Source organism: Natrarchaeobaculum aegyptiacum, assembly GCF_002156705.1.
GTDB classification, from domain to species: Archaea; Halobacteriota; Halobacteria; order Halobacteriales; family Natrialbaceae; genus Natrarchaeobaculum; species Natrarchaeobaculum aegyptiacum.
Genome location: NZ_CP019893.1, coordinates 2,650,261 through 2,667,892, shown reverse-complemented (window position 1 = coordinate 2,667,892; position 17,632 = coordinate 2,650,261). Strand labels below are relative to the sequence as shown.

Here is a 17,632-nt window from a genome sequence, read left to right as displayed (position 1 = left end):
TCACGGGGAGTTGTGGACTGGTTACTCTGGTGAAACGATCCGAGGCAAAAAACCGGTTTCGATCCGACCTGTGAGACCACTGCTCGCCCAGAGAGTCGTCGGTGTCAGCAGGTCGAGAACCCGCCGTCGACGACGAGGCCGTGCCCGCTGACGAACGACGATTCGTCGCTCGCGAGAAACAGGATCGAGTTGGCGATCTCCTCGGGTTCACCCAGCCGCTTGAGCGGGTACTGCTCGGCCATCGCCTCTCGAGCCGCCTCCGGGTCACCCTGGGTCTCGAGGTACTGCTCTAGCATCTGGGTTTCCGTAAAGCCGGGACAGACGGCGTTGGCACGGACACCGTAGGGGCCGGCTTCGGCGGCGATCGTCCGGGTGAGGTTGAGGACGGCTGCCTTCGTCGTCGAGTAGGCGGCTTGCTTGGGAAGCCCGAGGATGCTTGCCAGCGAGCCGACGTTGACGATCGAGCCGTGACCCTGTTCTTTCATGTGGGGCAAGGCAGCGTGGCAGCCGTTCCAGACGCCGTTGACGTTGATGTCGATCACGAAGTCCCGAACGCCGTCGTCGATGTCCTCGAGACTGTCCCCGGGATGTCCGGTGCCGGCGTTGTTGACCATCACGTCGAGACCGATCGTGTCGGCGACCTCGTCGACGACCTCGTGGACACGGTCGCTGTCGGTGACGTCGAGTTCGTAAAACGTCGCTTCGGCCCCGATCTCCTCGAGTTCGGCGACGGCGTCCTCGCCGCCGGCAGTGTCGACGTCCGTCACGACGACGTGGGCGTCCTCCTCGGCGCATCGGCGTGCCGTTTCGCGTCCGATCCCCGATGCCGCACCCGTGATGACCACCGTCTTGTCTTCCAGTCGCATACGCACGGCAACGGCCGACTGATACATAAATTCGTTCATGATTGTCCGTTCGAATCGAACCATCGTTTCTTCGAACTGGGCATGGCCCGAACAGTGTTCGGCAAAGACCCTCGAGTCCGTCACCGTATCGCCGGTCGTTCCTCGAGGTGTTGGTACGCGAGGAGGGCGTCGTCCTCGAGTGCGACGAAGAGGATATCGCTCTCGGCGACCGCCTCGAACGACCCGACGGGCTCGACGTGCTGGTCGACGAGCTCGCCACCGTCCTCGAGGAGCAAGACGACGTGTTCACCGTCGACGATTCGGTCGACGACGGCGACGAACAGTTCGACTCGCTGGCGGTCGTCGTCTCGACAGTCTTCGTCCCCGTCAGCGTCGTCGGGATCGTCGGACTCCGAATCGTCTCTCGAGGGTTCGGCCGAGAAGTCGATCGTTCGGGGTGGTGACCGTGCACGTACAGCCGTGGGGACGATGACGCTCGACGCGAGGGCGCCGACGAGGAACGATCTGCGACTTGGTGGTCGTCGTTGCGACATAGCCCCGTTGGCCGCACGTTCGTATATAAATTCTCGAGTCTATCCTCTGTGACCGCGGTGAGGCGGGATCGAACGACGACGAGGACATCTTGTCGGAAAGAATATCATTCGATAAAAATATCAGAACTATAGTAGTAGGCGCGTTTCAGCAACCTCGATGGCAGTTCGTGGTCCTTCGGGCGAACGTCGGGCGCTATCGGTCATTTGAGGCCAGCTCTCGACCGGCGGCAGTCCAATCGTGCAGGCGTGCGGTCAGACAGGGCAAATCCCGCAAAATACCCCGAATATGGGGCAAGGTACGGAATCATTCGGTACAGGTACGACTCACTCTGAGGGACCATTTCCACGAACCATCAATATAATATACTGTTATGCAATGTGTTCGACGAGGTATAGAGATTCGTTCGAATCGGCCTCAGATCGGTCGATCGAACAGAGAAATACCCTCACGCGAGCGTTGATTGCAGTGGGGCCACTTGGCCGAGTTCGACCGTCTCTCCCGTGCCACAGGAGGTTGGAGTACGCTTATATCACTTGCCCGGCGACTGTGGGCCGTATGAGCTTTACCCGAACGTGGACTGTGCGGTTCTCGGACACCGATCCTTTTGGCATCGCTCACTATCCCCGGATGATCGACGCGATTCACGAGACCTCCGATATGTTCATGCAGTCGATCGACTGGCCGTTCTGGAAACTCGTCGACGAGGAAGGGATCGGTCTGCCGCTCGTCTCGATGGACTTCGACTTCGAGAGTCAGGTCCACGGGGGAGACGACGTCGAGATCGAACTCACCACCGACGTCGGCAACTCGAGCGTCCGACTCGAGTACACCGGCACCCACGACGGCGAGGTCGTGTTCACCGGCACCGAGTTTCGGGTGTGCGTCCCCGTCGACGGCGACTCGAGCACGCCGATCCCCGACGAGCTACGCGCGGCACTCGAGACCGCCAGCGAGTGAGTTCCTGTGCCCCTGCAGAGGGTTCGCCCACAGGAAACGGAACGGACGCGTCCCGCCCCGAATTCTTCATCAAAATTACGGACATACACGTGTAAATTCACGAGCGCGTGAGGCGGATGCGGGATACGAATACGGCAGAGAGGAGGGTCCAGTTCGAGGGCCGTCGTCGACGGACGAGTGCAGTTTCGGACGGTCGACGTCGGACCATTGTTTCACAGGAGCGAATTACCCGGTGGTCGAACGCGAGTGAACCACGCAACTGGGTAGTAACGATTATGTAAGTTACAGCCGTTCGTATTGACCATGGTTGGACGCCAGGCCGATGGACGAACGATCAAATCGAACGGAACGCTGTTCGCTATCGTCGAAGCCCTTCGTGAGACGGGCGGAGCTGGCGTGACCGAGTTAGCCGACGAACTGGGGTTGGCAAAGAGTACGGTTCACAAGCACCTCGTCAGCCTCGAGCGTAACCGCTACGTGGTCAACGAGTGTGGGACCTACCGTCTCGGATTGCAGTTTTTCAGCACCGGCGTCGACGTCCGTAACCAGTACGACGTCTACCACGCAGCGAAAGAACGGGTCGACCGACTCGCCGAGGAAATCGACGAGGCGACGTGGCTCATCGTCCACGAGAACGGCCTCGGGATGTTCATCTACGGTGTCCCGCGGAACGAATCGTTCTCGTTCGACGGAACGATCGGGACGTGGGTCCCGCTGCACGCAAACTCCGCGGGAAAGGCCATCCTCGCCCACCTCCCCGAAGACGAGGTCGAAGAGATCATCGACCGCCACGGCTTGCCCGCGCGGACCGAACACACGATCACCGACCGCGACGAGCTGTTCGACGACCTCGAGGCCACCAGAGAGCGTGGATACGCGATGAACTTCCAGGAGGATCTGCGTGGACTCCACGCCATCGCGACTCCCGTCATCAGGGACGGTCGACCGGTCGCCGCACTCACGATCGCCGGTGCCGCAAATCGCGTGACCAGAGAGCGTATCGAGGACGAACTCCACGAACCGCTGCTCGAGGCCGTCGACGACGTCGAACTCCGGCTCGTCTACGGCTGACCGGTCCCGGATCGGCCCACCACCCTCTCGTCCGTTTCGTCCGCTCCCCGCTGCCGGCAACCCTGCCACACCTCCCCACGCTATAAGGCGGTGCACGCGAGTATCCACGCGTATGGCCACGGAGATCCTGCCAGACGTGTACGACCTGACGCTGACGGACGACGAGGCACGTTACCGGGCGTTTCTGTTCACCGGAACCGGCCCGGAGACGCTCGTCGACACCGGCCTGCCGGACACGACCGAGACGCTGTTCGACGAGATAGGCGACGTCGGCGTCGACCCCGAACGCGTCATCCTCACCCACGGCGACGTCGATCACGTCGGCGGACTCGAGGCCGTCGTCGACCGCTACGACGTCGCGGTGTACGCCCCGGAAGGCTGCGACGTCGACGACGACCTCGTCGACGAGTCCTTCGGTGACGGCGACGCCCTCGAGCCGTTCACCGCGGTCGCGACACCGGGTCACACGCCCGAACATCACGTCCTGATCGACGAAGACGCCGACGTCGCCGTGCTGGGAGACGCCGTCTTCGGCTCCGACGCACGCGGCCTGCCGGAAGGGTACTTCGTCCTCCCGACGGCGTTCTACTCCGAAGACCTCGCCGCGGCCGACGAATCACTCGCATCGGTACTCGAGTACGAATTCGAGACGGGACTGGTCTTCCACGGCTCGTCGGTGACCTCGGGTGCGAGCGACAAGCTCGAGTCGTTCGTCGAGTTCGTCGGCAAGCCCTGATCGGCGGTCGATCCGCGACTCGAGGTCGGCCTCGAGTGCGTCGTCGATGGGACAGCCAACACGGACGTTTGGAAAACCCTATCACGCTGTTCCGTAAACACCGATGCAATGCCAGCGAAGAGTCTGTTCGATCCCAGCGGCATAGCCGTCGTTGGGGCGTCGAAGACGCCGGGGAAGATCGGGTACGAGGCCATGCAGAACGCGATCAGGTTCGACGGCCCCGTCTATCCGGTCAATCCCTCGGCGGAGGGAACCGTGATGGACCGGGAGTTCGTCTCCTCGGTCACCGAAATCGACGGCCCAGTCGATCTCGCGCTGTGTTGCGTTCCGGCGCCGATCGTTCCGGACGTGATCGACGAGTGTGCCGAGGCCGGTATCGGCGGTGCGGTCATCTTCGCCGGTGGTTTCGCCGAGGCCGGCCCTGAGGGACAGCAGCTGCAAGACCGGATCGTCGAAACCGCACTCGAAGGCGACGTCTCAGTGCTCGGGCCGAACACGAGCGGCTTCCTCGTCCCCGGCTCGGACCTTCACGCGACGTTCGCCACCGACGTCGAGCACGTCCCGGCCGGCAACGTCGCTATCGTCGCCCAGAGCGGCGGGCTCGCCTACGCGCTCGCGTTCCGCTCGGAGAACGAAGACCGGGGCGTCTCCGCGATGGTCGGACTCGGCAACCGGGCCACCGTCGGCTTCGAGGAGGCCATCGAGTACTTCGACGGCGACGAGGCGACCGACGCGATCGTCCTCCACGTCGAAGGGAGCGACGACGCCCGTAGCCTGCTCGAGACCTGCGAGGCCGTCGACACGCCGATCGTCGCCTACAACGTCGGCGAACACGACGTCGGCGAGTTCGCCGAGTCCCACACGGGCGCACTGACTGGCTCGTACGAACTCTACGAGGCCGGCTTCGCCCAGTACGGCGTCCCCACGGTCGGCTCGAGTCAGGAACTGCTCGACGCCGGGAACGCCCTCGCCGACTGTCCCGAACCCGATGGGCCGAACGTCGGCGTCGTCACCGCTCAGGCCGGGCCGGGAATCGCCATCGCCGACCGGCTGCAGGCCCTCGGGGCGACCCTCCCCGACCTGACCCCGGAAACCCAGGAGGTCGTCGAGGAGATCCTCCCCGGAATTACGTTCTCGGACAACCCGGTCGACACCGGCCGCCCGATGCCCGAATTCGGCGACGTCGTCACGGCCGTCGCCGAGGACGAGAACGTCGACGTCGTCCTCGTCTACGAACTGTACGAGGCCGCACTCGGCTACCCGACCGACGCCGTCGAGACCGTCGTCGAGGACCTCGAGGTGCCGATCGTCTTCGGCACCGCCGGCCCCAACGAGGTCCTCGAGGAGGAAGTCGCCGAACTCGAGGCCCTCGGCGTCCCGACGTTCCGGACGCCGGAGCGGGCAGCCGACGCCGTCGGCGGACTCGTCCAGTACGCCAGGCGAAATCGGAAACCGAGAACGGCCGCCGAGGAGACGGAGGTGAGCCGATGAGCGGCGACCCGATCGAGGCCGCACGTGAAGCGGGTCGCGGCGCACTGACGGAAGCCGACGCGAAGGCGCTGCTCGCCGAGCACGGCCTCGCCTCCCCGGAGAACGAACTGGTCGATTCGGCCGAGGCGGCCGTCGAAGCAGCCGAATCGATCGGCTCCCCCGTCGTCGTCAAAGTTGCCTCGCCTGCCGTCCAGCACAAGAGCGAGTGGGGCGACGGCGCTGGCGTCGCCGTGGGTCTCACTGACGCCGACGCAGTTCGCGATGCGGCCGAAACCATTCTCGAGACCGCAGCCGACCAGAACATCGAGACGTCCGTCCTCGTCGAGGCCGGCGTCGACATCGACGCGGGACTCGAGGTGATCGTCGGCGGGACCCGTGACCCCTCGTTCGGCCCGACCGTACTGGTCGGCCTGGGCGGCGTCGCCGTCGAGGTCCTCCAGGACACCAGCCACCGCCTCGCACCCATCTCGACCGCCGAGGCGCTGGCGATGATCGACGACCTCGAGTCGTCGCCGCTGTTCGACGGCTACCGCGGCTCCCCCGCCGTGGACCGCGAGGCAGTCGCCGAGGCCATCGTCACCGTCGGCGACCTGCTCGCAGAGCGTGACGAAATCGCCGAACTCGAGGTCAACCCGCTTCTCGCCCAGTCCGACGGCGCGGTGGCACTCGATGCGCTGGTGACCCTCGAGTCCGCCGACGAGTAGGGAACCACTCACCGCTTTTCACGCCGTACTCGACGATCGTCGTCGCTGAGGGCCGTAGCTCCTCGGAAGCGATCGAGCGCCAAAAAACGCAGTTTCGTACCGTCGAGAGCGATCCGCGTTACTCGCCCTGCTGGCTCTTCTCGACGTCGACGTCTGCGAAGGCGACGTCGCGCTCGGTGACTTCGACGGTCATCTCGCCGACCTGCTCGATCTCGGCTTCGATCGTGTCGCCGTCGGTCAGCGGGCTGACGCCCTCGGGGGTCCCGGTCGTGATGACGTCGCCGGCTTCGATCGTCGCACCGATCGAGGCGTACTCGACGACGTCGGCACAGCTGTAGATCATGCCGCCGGTGTTCTGTTGCTGTTTGGTCTCGCCGTTGAGCTGCAGTTCCATCTCGAGGTCGTGGGGGTCGTCGATCTCGTCGCTGGTGGTGACCCACGGGCCGACGATGGTGAAGGTGTCGTAGGACTTGCGGTTCGAGCGGTCCTGGTTGCCCCGAACGGAGACGTCGAGCAGGATCGTATAGCCCAGGATGGCGTCCCAGACGTCCTCGGCCTCGATGTCCTTGACGTCCTCGCCCATGACGAAGGCGAGTTCGATCTCGTGGTCGACGCGGCGGTCGTTGAACGGGAGCGTGATCCCGTCTTCGGGGCCGGCGACGCTCGAGGGGGCCTTGAGGAAGTAACCCTTGTCCTCGATGGTGAACCAGTCTTCGGTAACGATGTCCTTGTCGGCGATGGCCTCCTCGACGTGGTTCTCGTAGTTCAGCGGCGCGGCGATGACCTTGCCCGGACGGCGGACGGGCGACTCAAGGGTGACCTCCTCGAGATCGTAGTCCGGGTCGTCGTCCGCGTACTCGCTGGCGTCGAGGTCCTTGCGGGCGTACTCCTTCAGCGGGTCGTTCGTCTCGAGTCCGAGGTCGTCGGTGACGTCGACGACGCCGTCTTCGGTTACGAGTCCCAGTCGGTCGTCGTTGAATCTGGCGAGTCGCATACCCACCACACTCCCGCGACGACACATAAATCATCCTCTCTCGGTCGCGAGGATCCAGCAGACTGGAGCTACCGCTACGCCGGCTCCCGATAACCGGCCGCGTCTCGGAGGCCAGCGTCAGGCCGCTTCCGACTCGACGAACGTTTCGTGGATCTGTCCCGTGGGGAACGTCGCGCGACAGTCCTCACAGAACATCTGTTCCTGAATGGCGTACTCCCAGAGTTTACCGCCGCACTCGAGGCAGTCGAAGTGCGCACGAACGAACGGGTCGTACTCGGCGTACGGGTTCTCGAACTCGGCCATGCAGGCTACTAGCTGGTTCGACGTGATAAGCGTACTGTTGACACACCGACGCTGCCGGTGCTCGAACCCACAGGTAGCGTACCGCGTCGAGAACGTAGAGGCCTTCCAGCCCGTCTGGTTACTCGCTGGCGTCGGCCTCGGCGTAGAAGTTGAACGCCTCGAACACCGGCCGGTCGGTTATCCCCAGCAAGATTGCCTCGTCGTCTGGCTCGTGGTGGTGTGGCGTGTCCGGCGGCACCACGAAGATGTCCCACTGCCCCCACTCGAGTGCCTCGCCGTCGACGTGGGTCGCGCCCTCGCCTTCGATGACGAAGAAGACCTCCGTGGCGTTGTGGAAGTGGGCGTCGGTGGGCTCCTGCAGGAGTTGCGCGCGGAACGACATCGTCGGGAACAGCGGCGGCTCCCCAGTGTTCGGGTTGACGTAGGCCATGCTGTAGCCGTCGTACGGATCCGGATCGTCGTTGTCAGCCCGCTGGTGGAGCGTCTCGAGGGTCTCCTGCCAGCCGAAACGGTACGGTGGGGTGGGCGCGCAGTTGCCCTCGAACGGACCCGGAATGGAGCCATCGTCGCTCTCACCGGCCGGGCGGGCCTGCCCGTACTGGGAGTCCCAGTAGCCCTGCGTTTTGGTCACCGGCTGGCGCTCGAGTTCGTGGTTCTCGAAGACGTTGGTGGCGTTGAGCGAGTCGAGCACCAGCGGCAGGTCCAGCACGTCTAACCAGGCGGCGGTCTCGTCGGAGTCGTTGACGTGGTCGTGCCACTCCCACTGCGGGGTGGTGATCAGGTCGTTGTTGCGCATCGGGAACTCCTCGCCGGCCACGACCGTCTTCATCTCCTCGTGACCGTCGATCGTGAACCGCAAGGCGTTGGCCCCGTGGCGATGCGACGGCGCGGTCTCGCCGGGCGAGACCGTCTGCACGCCGAGGTAGATCGTGTTCGAGATGGCGTTTTCCATCCCGACGTTGATCGGCACCGCCACCCGACGCTGGAAGCCCGGCGGCAGATCCTCGATCGGAACGTCCTGCTCGATGCTGTCGATCGCCCGCTGGATCTCCTCCCACTGCCAGAGCTGGGGCTGGACGTCGTCGTAGACGTTGCCCATGCTCTTTTCGACCTCCCACAGCGGCCGCAGGTCCGTCTCCTCGAGTAACTGCTCGGTGTCCGAACTCAGTTCTAGCCGCTCTTCGACCTCCTGGCTCATACGTGCCTAGTCGTCGAATACCACAATAAGTGTACTGGAGACGGCACTCACGTGGGACGTTCCGATACTCGTTAGAGGAACCGTTCGGTTCGGGTGAGGGCGTAGCCGTCGGCGACCGACTCGAGCGTCTCGTCGATGGCGTCGACAGTCCAGCCGTCCTCGCGGACGCCGGTCCGGACCTGCCGCGGGTCCGAGAGAACGCCGATCTCGTCGCCCGCTGCGGTCAGCGTGACGCCGGTGACGTCGTCGGCCGCTGTGAGCAGGGAGACGGCAGCAGGAGCGACGGCTTCGGGCGGTTTCTCCTCGCGAGTGTACGGGCGGTGTTCCTCGGGAATCGAGGCGGTCATCCGGGTGAAGCCGTTCGGGACCAGTGCGTTGACGCGAACGCCCTGCCGGTGGAGTTCCGTCGAGGCCGATCGGACGAACCCCAGGATGCCGGCGTTGGCGCTCGCGTATGCCAGCTGGCCGACGTTCCCGAGCGCGCCGCGAGAACTGACCGCGAGGTACGACCGGTCGCGGCCGTGGGCATCGCTGGCACCGTCGTCCTCATCCCCTCCGGCAGAGCCGTCGTCGACCGCTCGCCAGTGGCGGACGGCCGCACGGAGGAGCGTGAAGTTGCTCCGCAGGTGGCTATCAATCACGGCATCCCAGTCGTCCTCGGTGAGATTCCAGCACATGCCGTCCCGGAGGATGCCGGCGAAGTTGGCGACCCCGTCGAGTCGACCGAACGACTCGAGTGTCGTCTCGACTGCCTCCTCGGCGTCGGCGGCGTCGGCGGCGTCACCGGCATGTGCGACGACGGAGGTACCGTCGACTGCAGCGTCGATGTCGGCGGCGGCCTCGCGAGCGACGCTCGAGTCCGCGCCCTCCCCCGAGACGGACGTCCCGAGGTCGGAGACGACGACGTTCGCGCCTCGACTGGCGAGCGCCTCCGCCGTCGCCTTGCCGAGTCCGCTGGCACCGCCGACTACGAGGTAGGCGGCGTTGGTCACCGCGATTCACCTCTGGACCGACCGCACCCGTCCTGCATCAGGCGACGTCTTCTCGGACCGTGGTACGACTGTCGTCGGACGTGAAGCTTGCACCGGGATCGGTCGGGTCGGTCGGACTCGTATCGATTGGTCATGTCTTCGAGCGGTCCATCGGCGGCGAGGATAATCACGATTTGGGACGGCAGTGTCTCGACGGGACAGAGAGCCGCCGAGGAGACGGGCGATGGGAAGGCGAAATTCCAGCGCGGAGGGACCAACAGAATGATTTAACAGGGTCGCGTCACAGTCTACCAGTATGGTACACGGGACCGATCTAGAGGCTGCTGCAGCAGACGCCGACTCGCTACCGGACGCCGAGGACGTCTTCGACGTCGACGAGGACGTCCCCGTCACGGAGGTATTCGACGACGAGTTCGTCGCCGAGACGACCGACTTCGAGTCGTTCGACGAACTGGTCGCCGCCAGCCCCTCCGACGCCGCCAGCGGCGCGGACCTCGAGTACGTCGGCCAGGGCGAGTGGGACGAGTTCGTCGCCGAGAATACGGACTTCGAGAACGAATCGGAACTCGTGCTCGCCGCGCGCGACCACTGGGTCGGCAAGCGACTCGACCTGCACTGACCGGGTCGGATTCGGCCGACAAGACCGAACCGATTCTCCCTTCTTCCACCACGTGCGACCCGGGTTGCCGATCGACGGACCGGACAGTCGTAAGTATCGATCGTCCGAGCACGTGGAAAGACAGGAAGTGGGCGGACGACCACCTCGACGGCTACCGGGGTTGGGACACCCGATCTCGAGTCCGACGGCTCGAGTGAATCCTGTGGCGCGGTCGAACGGTGGTGGCGCTTGCCGATGGGACGGCGTAGAGAAACCGAAAGTGAACGCGAGCGCGCGATGCGATTCGGGGGTCAGTAGTTGCCGCTCGAGACGATCGGTGGGGCCTCGTGGGGGCCGTACGGAGCGTCGTCGAGCCACTCGCCGGCGGCCTCGAAGCTGTCGGCGAGTTCGGCGGCGACTTCCTTGCGCAGGACGGTGACCGGGTCCTCACCCTGCAGGTACTCGAGGGCCTGGCCGGCGGCACCGATGTTGAACTCGGCGGCTTTCTCGCGACGTGCGGCGAACAGTTCGACTTCGTCGTGAGCGACGGCCTCGGTGCGGGCGTCGAGCGCGACGGCGATGGCCGAGGCGGCCTCGTCGGCGTCCGGGACGCCGGAGTTCATGCCACGGGCACCGAAGGGTGCGAGCAGGTGGGCGGCCTCGCCGGCCAGCAGGACGCGACGGTGCTCGTCGACGAACGTGTCGGCCTGGACCTGCAGGAAGAAGTAACTCGAGATCCACTCGAGTTTGTCGGTGTATTCCTCGCCCATGATGTCACGGACGAACTCACGCATGGTCTCCTCGCTGGCCATCTCCTCGGGATCGTCGTCGTCGTAACACTGGATGTCCAGCCGCCAGCCGCCGGTGAAGGGAACCAGCAGGACGTTCCGGCCGTCGGCTTCGGGTGCGTCGTAGTGGAACAGACGCTCTAACCCCTCGAAGTCCTCGTCGACCTGATCGTCACGGATGTCTGCGATGATGAACGCGTTCTCGGACTGTTCGCCGGAGAACTCCGCGCCGATCTCCTTGCGGACAGTGGAGCCACCGCCGTCGGCACCGATCAGGTACTCGGTCTCCCAGGTCCGGCCGTCACTCGTCTCGACGGTGACGCCGTCGGGTGAGGAGTCGACGGTCTCGACAGCCGCTTCCCAGTGGATCTCGATCCCGGCTTCGTCGAGTGCGTCCAGCATGTGCTGTTCGGTGACGACCTGCGGGAGGCTAGTGAAGTGGGGAATGTCACCGGAGCCACCTGGCGAGTCGTAGGTTCGGTTGAAGACTTCTTTGCCCCGGAACATGGTCCGTCGGGTCGGCCAGACCAGCCCGTCGTCCACGAGGGCTTTCCCCAGCCCCGGGTGGATGCGTTCGAGGATTCGGCAGGTCGCACCGTGAATGTAGATCGCGCGACTGCCGTCGCGGTCACGATCCTCTGGTTCTGCCTCGAGGATCGCCGTATCGACCCCGCGTGCGTGCAACGCGAGCGCTGCCGTCATCCCGACTGGGCCCGCGCCAGCGACGAGGGCCGGCTTCTCGGTCGTATCACTGCTCATGGTGTGCTCTCACATTGCTGAATAACCGGCATAATTGTTGTGGTCCACGTTCGCATCCAATCCCGTTATTTGCCGGGTATTCCCGTCGAATAACGCAGATTCAGAAGTTCACGATCGACGATGATCGACCGACGGGGCCGCAATCTCGGGAAATTCGTTCGCCATTAGCGAACGCTTGGGCCAGTAGCTTCTTGCCATTCGTCTCCAGATACGCCGAGTGAATGTCTCCCAGCACCCTCATCGAGGATCGGGATCTCTTCGCGGACTATCTGACCGAGGCGGGTGAATCCCTCGAGGAGCTCGACGACCTGACGCGGGCAGAACGCGAGCGTGACCTCTGGCGACACCTCTTCGAAGACCTCGTCGACGCGTTTCCGGAGCCGGCGCTGGTCGTCGACGACGACGGAACCATCACACACTGGAACGACAAGCACGAGCCGTTGACCGGCGTCACCGCCGAGATGGCACTCGGCGAACAGGCGATCGACGTCCTCGGGACCGACGGCGTCGAGGAGACCCTCGCAGAAGAGATCGCGCGCACAGGTGAATCGATCCGGGAGAGTCGGATTCGCTCCGGCGGGGGAGACGACGGCTGGCACCTCCGTGCTGCAGGCGCACCGCTTCGGACCCCCGACGGAGAGGTCGTCGGCGCCTTCGAGTACGTCAGCGTCGTCACGGAACTCGTCGAACAGCGCGAGGAGGTGAGGCGGGTCCAGGAGGCGATCAGCGAGACGGTCACGGAGACGGTCGCGGACCTGCAGGCGGTCACCGAGACTAACGCCGACACCAACGCCGAACTCGAGGCGCTGGTCGACGACCAGGTCGAGACCCTCGAGTCCGTCCAGAACCAGATGGAATCGCTCTCTGCGACGGTCGAGGAAGTAGCCGCGAGCGCAGAGGAGGTCAGCGGTCAGAGTGAGGCGGCCGCCGACCTTGCCGAGGAGTCGAAGGAGGCCACCGACGCGATCGTCTCGAGCGTCGACGACGTCCGCGAAGCGGCGGACGCGCTGGCGACGAACAGCCGTGAACTCGAAGAACGCATCGAGGAGATCGACACGATCGTCGACGTCATCGACGGGATCGCCGACGAGACGAACCTGCTCGCGCTCAACGCGAACATCCAGGCCGCACAGGTGGGCAGTGGTGCCGATGGGTTCAGCGTCGTCGCCAACGAGGTCAAGGAACTGGCCGACCAGTCGAAAGCGGAGGTCGAGACGATCGAGGACATCGTCGACGAGGTTCGCGAGACTACCGCCGAAACGACCCGAAGCGTCGAGACGACCCTCGAGTACGTCGAGGAGGCGATCGACCACGCCGAGGCCGTCGACGAGAACCAGACGGAGATCAAGAACGCAGTGGACGAGGCCTCGGCCGGAATCGACCAGATCGCGAGCGCGACCGACGAACAGGCCGCGACCGCAGAGGAGGTCGCCTCCATGCTCGGATCGGCCGTCGAAGCGAGCCAGGACATCGCCGAGGAGGTCCAGACCCTCGCGGCGACCAACGCCGAACAGGCCGACCGGGTCCAGACGGTCAAAGAAGACGTTCGCGAACTCGAGTCCCAGCTCTCCTGATCGCCCTCGAGCGATACGTGTTGCCGGTGCCAGATGGTACTGCCGACACCCTGGTGCGACTGGAAGCGACGAGCTAATGTGCCAATTCTATTGGACGGAATTGGCGTCTACCCCACCGTCGGCACGATTCTGGACGACATTATCCACCACTGTTGAACGTCGATTCCTGTGATATCCCGTTCTCGCTCGCGGAACGGCGACGCGTGTGACGGAACGATTCCGGTAAGGCGGTCGATTTCGATCCGTTCCGTGCCGGAGACGAGGAAGATAGCCTGTCGACTGGTATCCTGATTCGTGTTCACTCCTGTCGAACGTCGAGGAGCACGCGAGTACGGATGGAAGTGGCCGACGCCACGGGGACCGCATCGAGCGACGACCCCCGCTTCGCGCGCGCGGTTCCAAAGATATATGAGATACAATGACGGACATGTTCCCGATGACGATAGAGACAGTGCAGCGAGTAGCAGTGCTCGGAGCAGGTAGCATGGGACATGGTATCGCTGAGGTAGCCGCGATGGGTGGCTACGACGTGACCATCCGCGACATCGAACAGGAGTTCGTCGACGACGGCTACGACCAGATCGAGTGGAGCCTCGAGAAGCTCGAGGAAAAAGGTCGACTGGACGAGTCCGCCGAAGACATCCTCGCTCGCGTCGACACCACGACCGACCTCGAGGCCGCCGTTTCCGACGCCGACCTCGTGATCGAGGCCGTGCCGGAGGTCATGGACATCAAGGAAGACACCTTCTCCTCGGTCGACGAGCACGCCCCCGATCACGCGATCCTCGCGTCGAATACGTCGAGTCTCTCGATCTCGGACATCGCCTCGGCGACCGACCGCCCGGAGCAGGTCGTCGGCCTGCACTTTTTCAACCCACCGGTGAAGATGGACCTCGTCGAGGTCACCTACGGTGAGGCCACTTCCGACGAGACCGCCGAGACCGCCTACGCGTGGGCCGAATCGATCGACAAGACGCCGATCTACGTCCGCAAGGACGTCCACGGCTTTGTCGTCAACACCGTCCTCGTCCCGTTCATGGAGGAGGCCGCCTGGATGCGTTCCGAGGACGAGACGACGATCCAGGAAGCCGACGCCACGATGGTCTACGAGCGTGGCTTCCCGATGGGGCCGTTCGAACTCAACGACTTCGGCGGCATCGACATCGGCTACCACTTCCGCGCCGAATCGGACCAGCCCGTTCCGCCTGTCGTCGAGGAGAAAGTCGACAACGAGAACCTCGGCAAAAAGAGCGGGAAGGGCTTCTACGATTACGACGACGGCGACGGCGTCGACTACCTCCCCGAGGACTCCGGCGACTTCGACTGGCTGCGCACCGAGGCGGTGATGATCAACAAAGCCGCCTGGCTCATCGGCAACGACGTCGCCACCCCCGAAGCGATCGACACCGGCTGCCGGCTCGGCGGCAGCTTCCCCGAGGGTATGTGTCGCCGCGGCGACCGCCTCGGCCTCGACCGCGTCCTCGAAAAACTCGAGGACCTCCACGAGGAGTACGGGGCCGAGCGCTTCGAGCCCTGTGAGTACCTGATCGAACTCGTCGAGGACGGCTGGACCGGCGAGGACGCCGGCAAGGGCTTCTACGACTACCGCACCGACCCACCGTACCACTACCTCGAGTGGGAGATCGACGACGAGGGCGTCCTGAACGTCGTGCTCTCGCGCGAAGAGCGGATGAACTCCATGTCCGAGGACATGTTCATGGAGATCGATCGCCTGCTCACGAGCGTCGACACGGACGAGGTCTCCTGTGTCGTCTTCGAGGGCGCCGGCGACCGCGCCTTCAGTTCGGGCGCGGACATCACCGGTTTCACGTCGGGTGAGCCGACCGAGATCATGGAGGTCGACGAGATGTTCCAGACCGTCTACGAGTTCGAGCGACCGACGGTCGCCAAGATCGACGGCTTCTGTCTCGGCGCTGGCATCGAACTCGCGCTGGCCTGTGACATCCGCATCGCCACCGAGGACTCCCTCATCGGCACGCCCGAGACCACCCTCGGCGTCATCCCCGGCGGCGGTGCGACCCAGCGCCTCGTCCGACTGGTCGGCGAGGCTCGCACCAAGGAGATGGTCTTCCGCGGCATGCAGTTCGACGCCGCACAGGCAGAAGAGTGGGGCATCGTCAACCACGCTGTTCCTGCCGAGGAGTTCGAAGCGCTCGTCGACGAGGTCGTCTCTGACCTCACGGCCAACGCGCCGCTCGCGCTCAAGCTCGCCAAGGACGTCATTCACGACGGCCAGGAGGCCGGCCTCGAGGCGGCCCTGGCGATGGAGAAGAAGTCCTTCGGCCTGCTGGCGACCACCGACGACATGTACGAAGGTGTCACGGCGTTCAGACAGAACCGCGAGCCGGACTTTCAGGGTGAGTGAGCGATGACGCGCAATGTGGCAATCGTCGGCGGTGGCCACTCCGAGTGGGGTGAGCGCGCCGCAACCTGGAAGGACCTCGCGCAGGAGGGCGGGAAGGCGGCGTTCGACGCCGTCCCCGAGGTCGGCCCCGAGGACATCGAGGGGCTGTTCGTCGGCGCGGTCCAGCCCGAACGGTTCGCCAACCAGACCCACGTCGCACCGCTCGTCGCCGAGTTACTCGGCATCGAAGTCACGGAGATGACCGCCCGGACGGAACTGGCCTGTGCCAGCGGGCAGGCTGCGCTCCGGTACGCGTGGCTCGCCATCGCCGCCGGCCAGTTAGACGTCGCGCTCGTGCTCGGGGTCGAGAAGATGAACCTCGGCCGGGAGTACATGCCCGAGATGCAGGCGTCGATGGCGAACGTCCTCGACCGGGAGTTCGACGGTGCCAACGGCCTCGCCGCGCCACCCTTCTTCGCCTGGTACGCCCAGCGCCACATGCACGAGTACGGCACCACCCGCGAACAGCTCTCGATGGTGGCCGCCAAGAACAAGACCAACGCCTCGAAGACCGACTTCGCGCAGTTCCAGTCGACCTGTTCCATCGAGGAAGTCACCGACTCGCCGGAGATTTCCGCCCCGCTGTACCTCTACGATTGCAGCGGGATCACCGACGGTGCCGCCGGCGCGATCCTCATGAGCGAGGAGAAAGCCCGCGAAGTCACCGACACACCCGCCTACATCACCGGCAGCGGCCAGTCGTCGATGGCGGGCAACTCGATCAACAACCTGCCGTCGCTGTCGACCTGGCCTCAGGCCCGCAAGGCCTCCCAGAACGCCTACGAGCAGGCTGGCATCGAGGATCCCGTCGAGGACATCGACGTCGCGGAGGTCCACGACTGCTTCTCGATCAGTGAGATCATCGAGTACGAAGAACTGGGCTTCGCCGACCGCGGCGAAGGCGGCCAGTTCATCGAGGACGGCCGGAGCCACATCGACGGCGACGTCGCCGTCAACCCCCGCGGTGGCCTGCTGGGCTGTGGCCACCCACTCGGCGCGACCGGCGTCTCTCAGGCGCTGGAAATTACCCACCAGTTCCAGGGGAAGGTATCGAGCGACAGGCAAGTTGACGACCCCACGACGGGCCTGATCCACAACCTCAGTGGCAGCGCCTCCGTCCACAGCGTGATGGTCCTCGACCGTGATCCACAATGAGCGACGACACACCTACCAGAAAGCGCGTCTCGGTGCCCGAGGAGATCGAGCTCCCACGAATGCTCGACTTCTACGAACTCCAGACCGACGACCACACCCAGATCGCCGAGTTTTACGACAACCTCCGGGACGGCCAACTGACGACCACCCAGTGCCAGGACTGTGACGAGATCCACTTCCCACCCCGGATCGTCTGCCCCGAGTGCATGAGCGACGACCTCGAGTACGTCGACCTGCCGCACACGGGCGAGGTGCTCGCCTTCTCGGAAGTCCGGGGCGGCCTCCCGCTCGGCCTCGCCGACCACGAGACGCCGTACGTGCTCGGCGTGGTCGACCTCGGCCCAGTGAGGCTCTCGGCGCGAATCGACGACGTCGCCTACGCCGACCTCGAGATCGGCGACGAGGTCGAACTGGTGATCGTCGAGATCGACGGCCCGACCGACGAGGACCGGGTATTTTATCGGTTCAAACCAGTTAGCGAGTAAGT

The 17,632-nt window shown here is 64.7% G+C and carries 17 protein-coding genes; 10 read left to right on the top strand and 7 right to left on the bottom strand.

The window, feature by feature from the left end; translation table 11 throughout:
• Positions 1-104: 104 nt before the first annotated feature.
• Together B1756_RS12960 and B1756_RS12955 are read right to left on the bottom strand one after the other, a co-directional pair.
• Positions 105-866 carry an SDR family NAD(P)-dependent oxidoreductase gene (locus B1756_RS12960; RefSeq protein ID WP_086890185.1) on the bottom strand — a complete coding sequence of 254 codons (762 nt, stop codon included), beginning with the start codon at positions 864-866 and terminating at the stop codon, positions 105-107.
• A 119-nt stretch (positions 867-985) separates the two neighbouring features.
• A complete protein-coding gene (locus tag B1756_RS12955) occupies positions 986-1,399 on the bottom strand; it encodes a hypothetical protein (RefSeq protein ID WP_086888919.1) in 414 nt (137 codons plus the stop codon).
• 556 nt (positions 1,400-1,955) lie between these two features.
• Here B1756_RS12955 and B1756_RS12950 point away from each other — a divergent pair.
• From B1756_RS12950 to B1756_RS12930, 5 genes are all read left to right on the top strand, one after another.
• Entirely contained in the window at positions 1,956-2,357 is a 402-nt protein-coding gene (locus tag B1756_RS12950; RefSeq protein ID WP_086888918.1) for an acyl-CoA thioesterase, read from the top strand.
• A gap of 303 nt (positions 2,358-2,660) precedes the next feature.
• Positions 2,661-3,428, top strand: coding sequence for an IclR family transcriptional regulator (locus tag B1756_RS12945; protein ID WP_086888917.1), 768 nt, complete (start codon positions 2,661-2,663; stop codon positions 3,426-3,428).
• Between the two features lie 112 nt (positions 3,429-3,540).
• Positions 3,541-4,164, top strand: coding sequence for an MBL fold metallo-hydrolase (locus B1756_RS12940; protein ID WP_086888916.1), 624 nt, complete (start codon positions 3,541-3,543; stop codon positions 4,162-4,164).
• A 108-nt stretch (positions 4,165-4,272) separates the two neighbouring features.
• Entirely contained in the window at positions 4,273-5,655 is a 1,383-nt protein-coding gene (locus tag B1756_RS12935; protein WP_086888915.1) for a CoA-binding protein, read from the top strand.
• Entirely contained in the window at positions 5,652-6,359 is a 708-nt protein-coding gene (locus B1756_RS12930; RefSeq protein WP_086888914.1) for an acetate--CoA ligase family protein, read from the top strand. Before B1756_RS12935 ends, B1756_RS12930 begins: the two co-directional genes overlap by 4 nt.
• 118 nt (positions 6,360-6,477) lie before the next feature.
• Here B1756_RS12930 and B1756_RS12925 read toward each other — a convergent pair whose 3' ends face one another.
• The 4 genes from B1756_RS12925 to B1756_RS12910 all read right to left on the bottom strand — a co-directional run bounded on the left by B1756_RS12925 (position 6,478) and on the right by B1756_RS12910 (position 9,846).
• The gene (locus tag B1756_RS12925) at positions 6,478-7,353 is read right to left on the bottom strand and encodes a fumarylacetoacetate hydrolase family protein (protein WP_086888913.1); all 876 of its coding nucleotides are present in this window, start codon (positions 7,351-7,353) and stop codon (positions 6,478-6,480) included.
• Positions 7,354-7,470: 117 nt separating this feature from the next.
• A complete protein-coding gene (locus B1756_RS12920) occupies positions 7,471-7,656 on the bottom strand; it encodes an RING finger protein (RefSeq protein ID WP_086888912.1) in 186 nt (61 codons plus the stop codon).
• A gap of 118 nt (positions 7,657-7,774) precedes the next feature.
• Positions 7,775-8,854, bottom strand: a complete 1,080-nt coding sequence (locus B1756_RS12915; RefSeq protein ID WP_186336461.1) for a cupin domain-containing protein — start codon at positions 8,852-8,854, stop codon at positions 7,775-7,777.
• Positions 8,855-8,925: 71 nt separating this feature from the next.
• Positions 8,926-9,846, bottom strand: coding sequence for an SDR family NAD(P)-dependent oxidoreductase (locus B1756_RS12910; RefSeq protein WP_086888911.1), 921 nt, complete (start codon positions 9,844-9,846; stop codon positions 8,926-8,928).
• A gap of 295 nt (positions 9,847-10,141) precedes the next feature.
• Between B1756_RS12910 and B1756_RS12905 the strand changes: the two genes are divergently transcribed.
• The gene (locus tag B1756_RS12905; RefSeq protein WP_086888910.1) at positions 10,142-10,465 is read left to right on the top strand and encodes a hypothetical protein; all 324 of its coding nucleotides are present in this window, start codon (positions 10,142-10,144) and stop codon (positions 10,463-10,465) included.
• A gap of 290 nt (positions 10,466-10,755) precedes the next feature.
• Here B1756_RS12905 and B1756_RS12900 read toward each other — a convergent pair whose 3' ends face one another.
• Complete coding sequence (locus B1756_RS12900) at positions 10,756-11,991, bottom strand: FAD-dependent monooxygenase (RefSeq protein WP_086888909.1); 1,236 nt, start codon at positions 11,989-11,991, stop codon at positions 10,756-10,758.
• 221 nt (positions 11,992-12,212) lie between these two features.
• On the opposite strand from B1756_RS12900, the gene B1756_RS12895 reads away from it, so the two are divergent.
• The 4 genes from B1756_RS12895 to B1756_RS12875 all read left to right on the top strand — a co-directional run bounded on the left by B1756_RS12895 (position 12,213) and on the right by B1756_RS12875 (position 17,630).
• Entirely contained in the window at positions 12,213-13,565 is a 1,353-nt protein-coding gene (locus B1756_RS12895; protein ID WP_086888908.1) for a methyl-accepting chemotaxis protein, read from the top strand.
• A gap of 436 nt (positions 13,566-14,001) precedes the next feature.
• Complete coding sequence (locus B1756_RS12885) at positions 14,002-15,951, top strand: 3-hydroxyacyl-CoA dehydrogenase/enoyl-CoA hydratase family protein (RefSeq protein ID WP_086890183.1); 1,950 nt, start codon at positions 14,002-14,004, stop codon at positions 15,949-15,951.
• Between the two features lie 3 nt (positions 15,952-15,954).
• Entirely contained in the window at positions 15,955-17,145 is a 1,191-nt protein-coding gene (locus B1756_RS12880; RefSeq protein WP_086888906.1) for a thiolase C-terminal domain-containing protein, read from the top strand.
• Positions 17,142-17,630 (top strand): Zn-ribbon domain-containing OB-fold protein, encoded by a 489-nt coding sequence (locus B1756_RS12875; RefSeq protein WP_086888905.1) that lies wholly within the window; start codon positions 17,142-17,144, stop codon positions 17,628-17,630. Before B1756_RS12880 ends, B1756_RS12875 begins: the two co-directional genes overlap by 4 nt.
• The last annotated feature ends 2 nt before the right edge of the window (positions 17,631-17,632 follow it).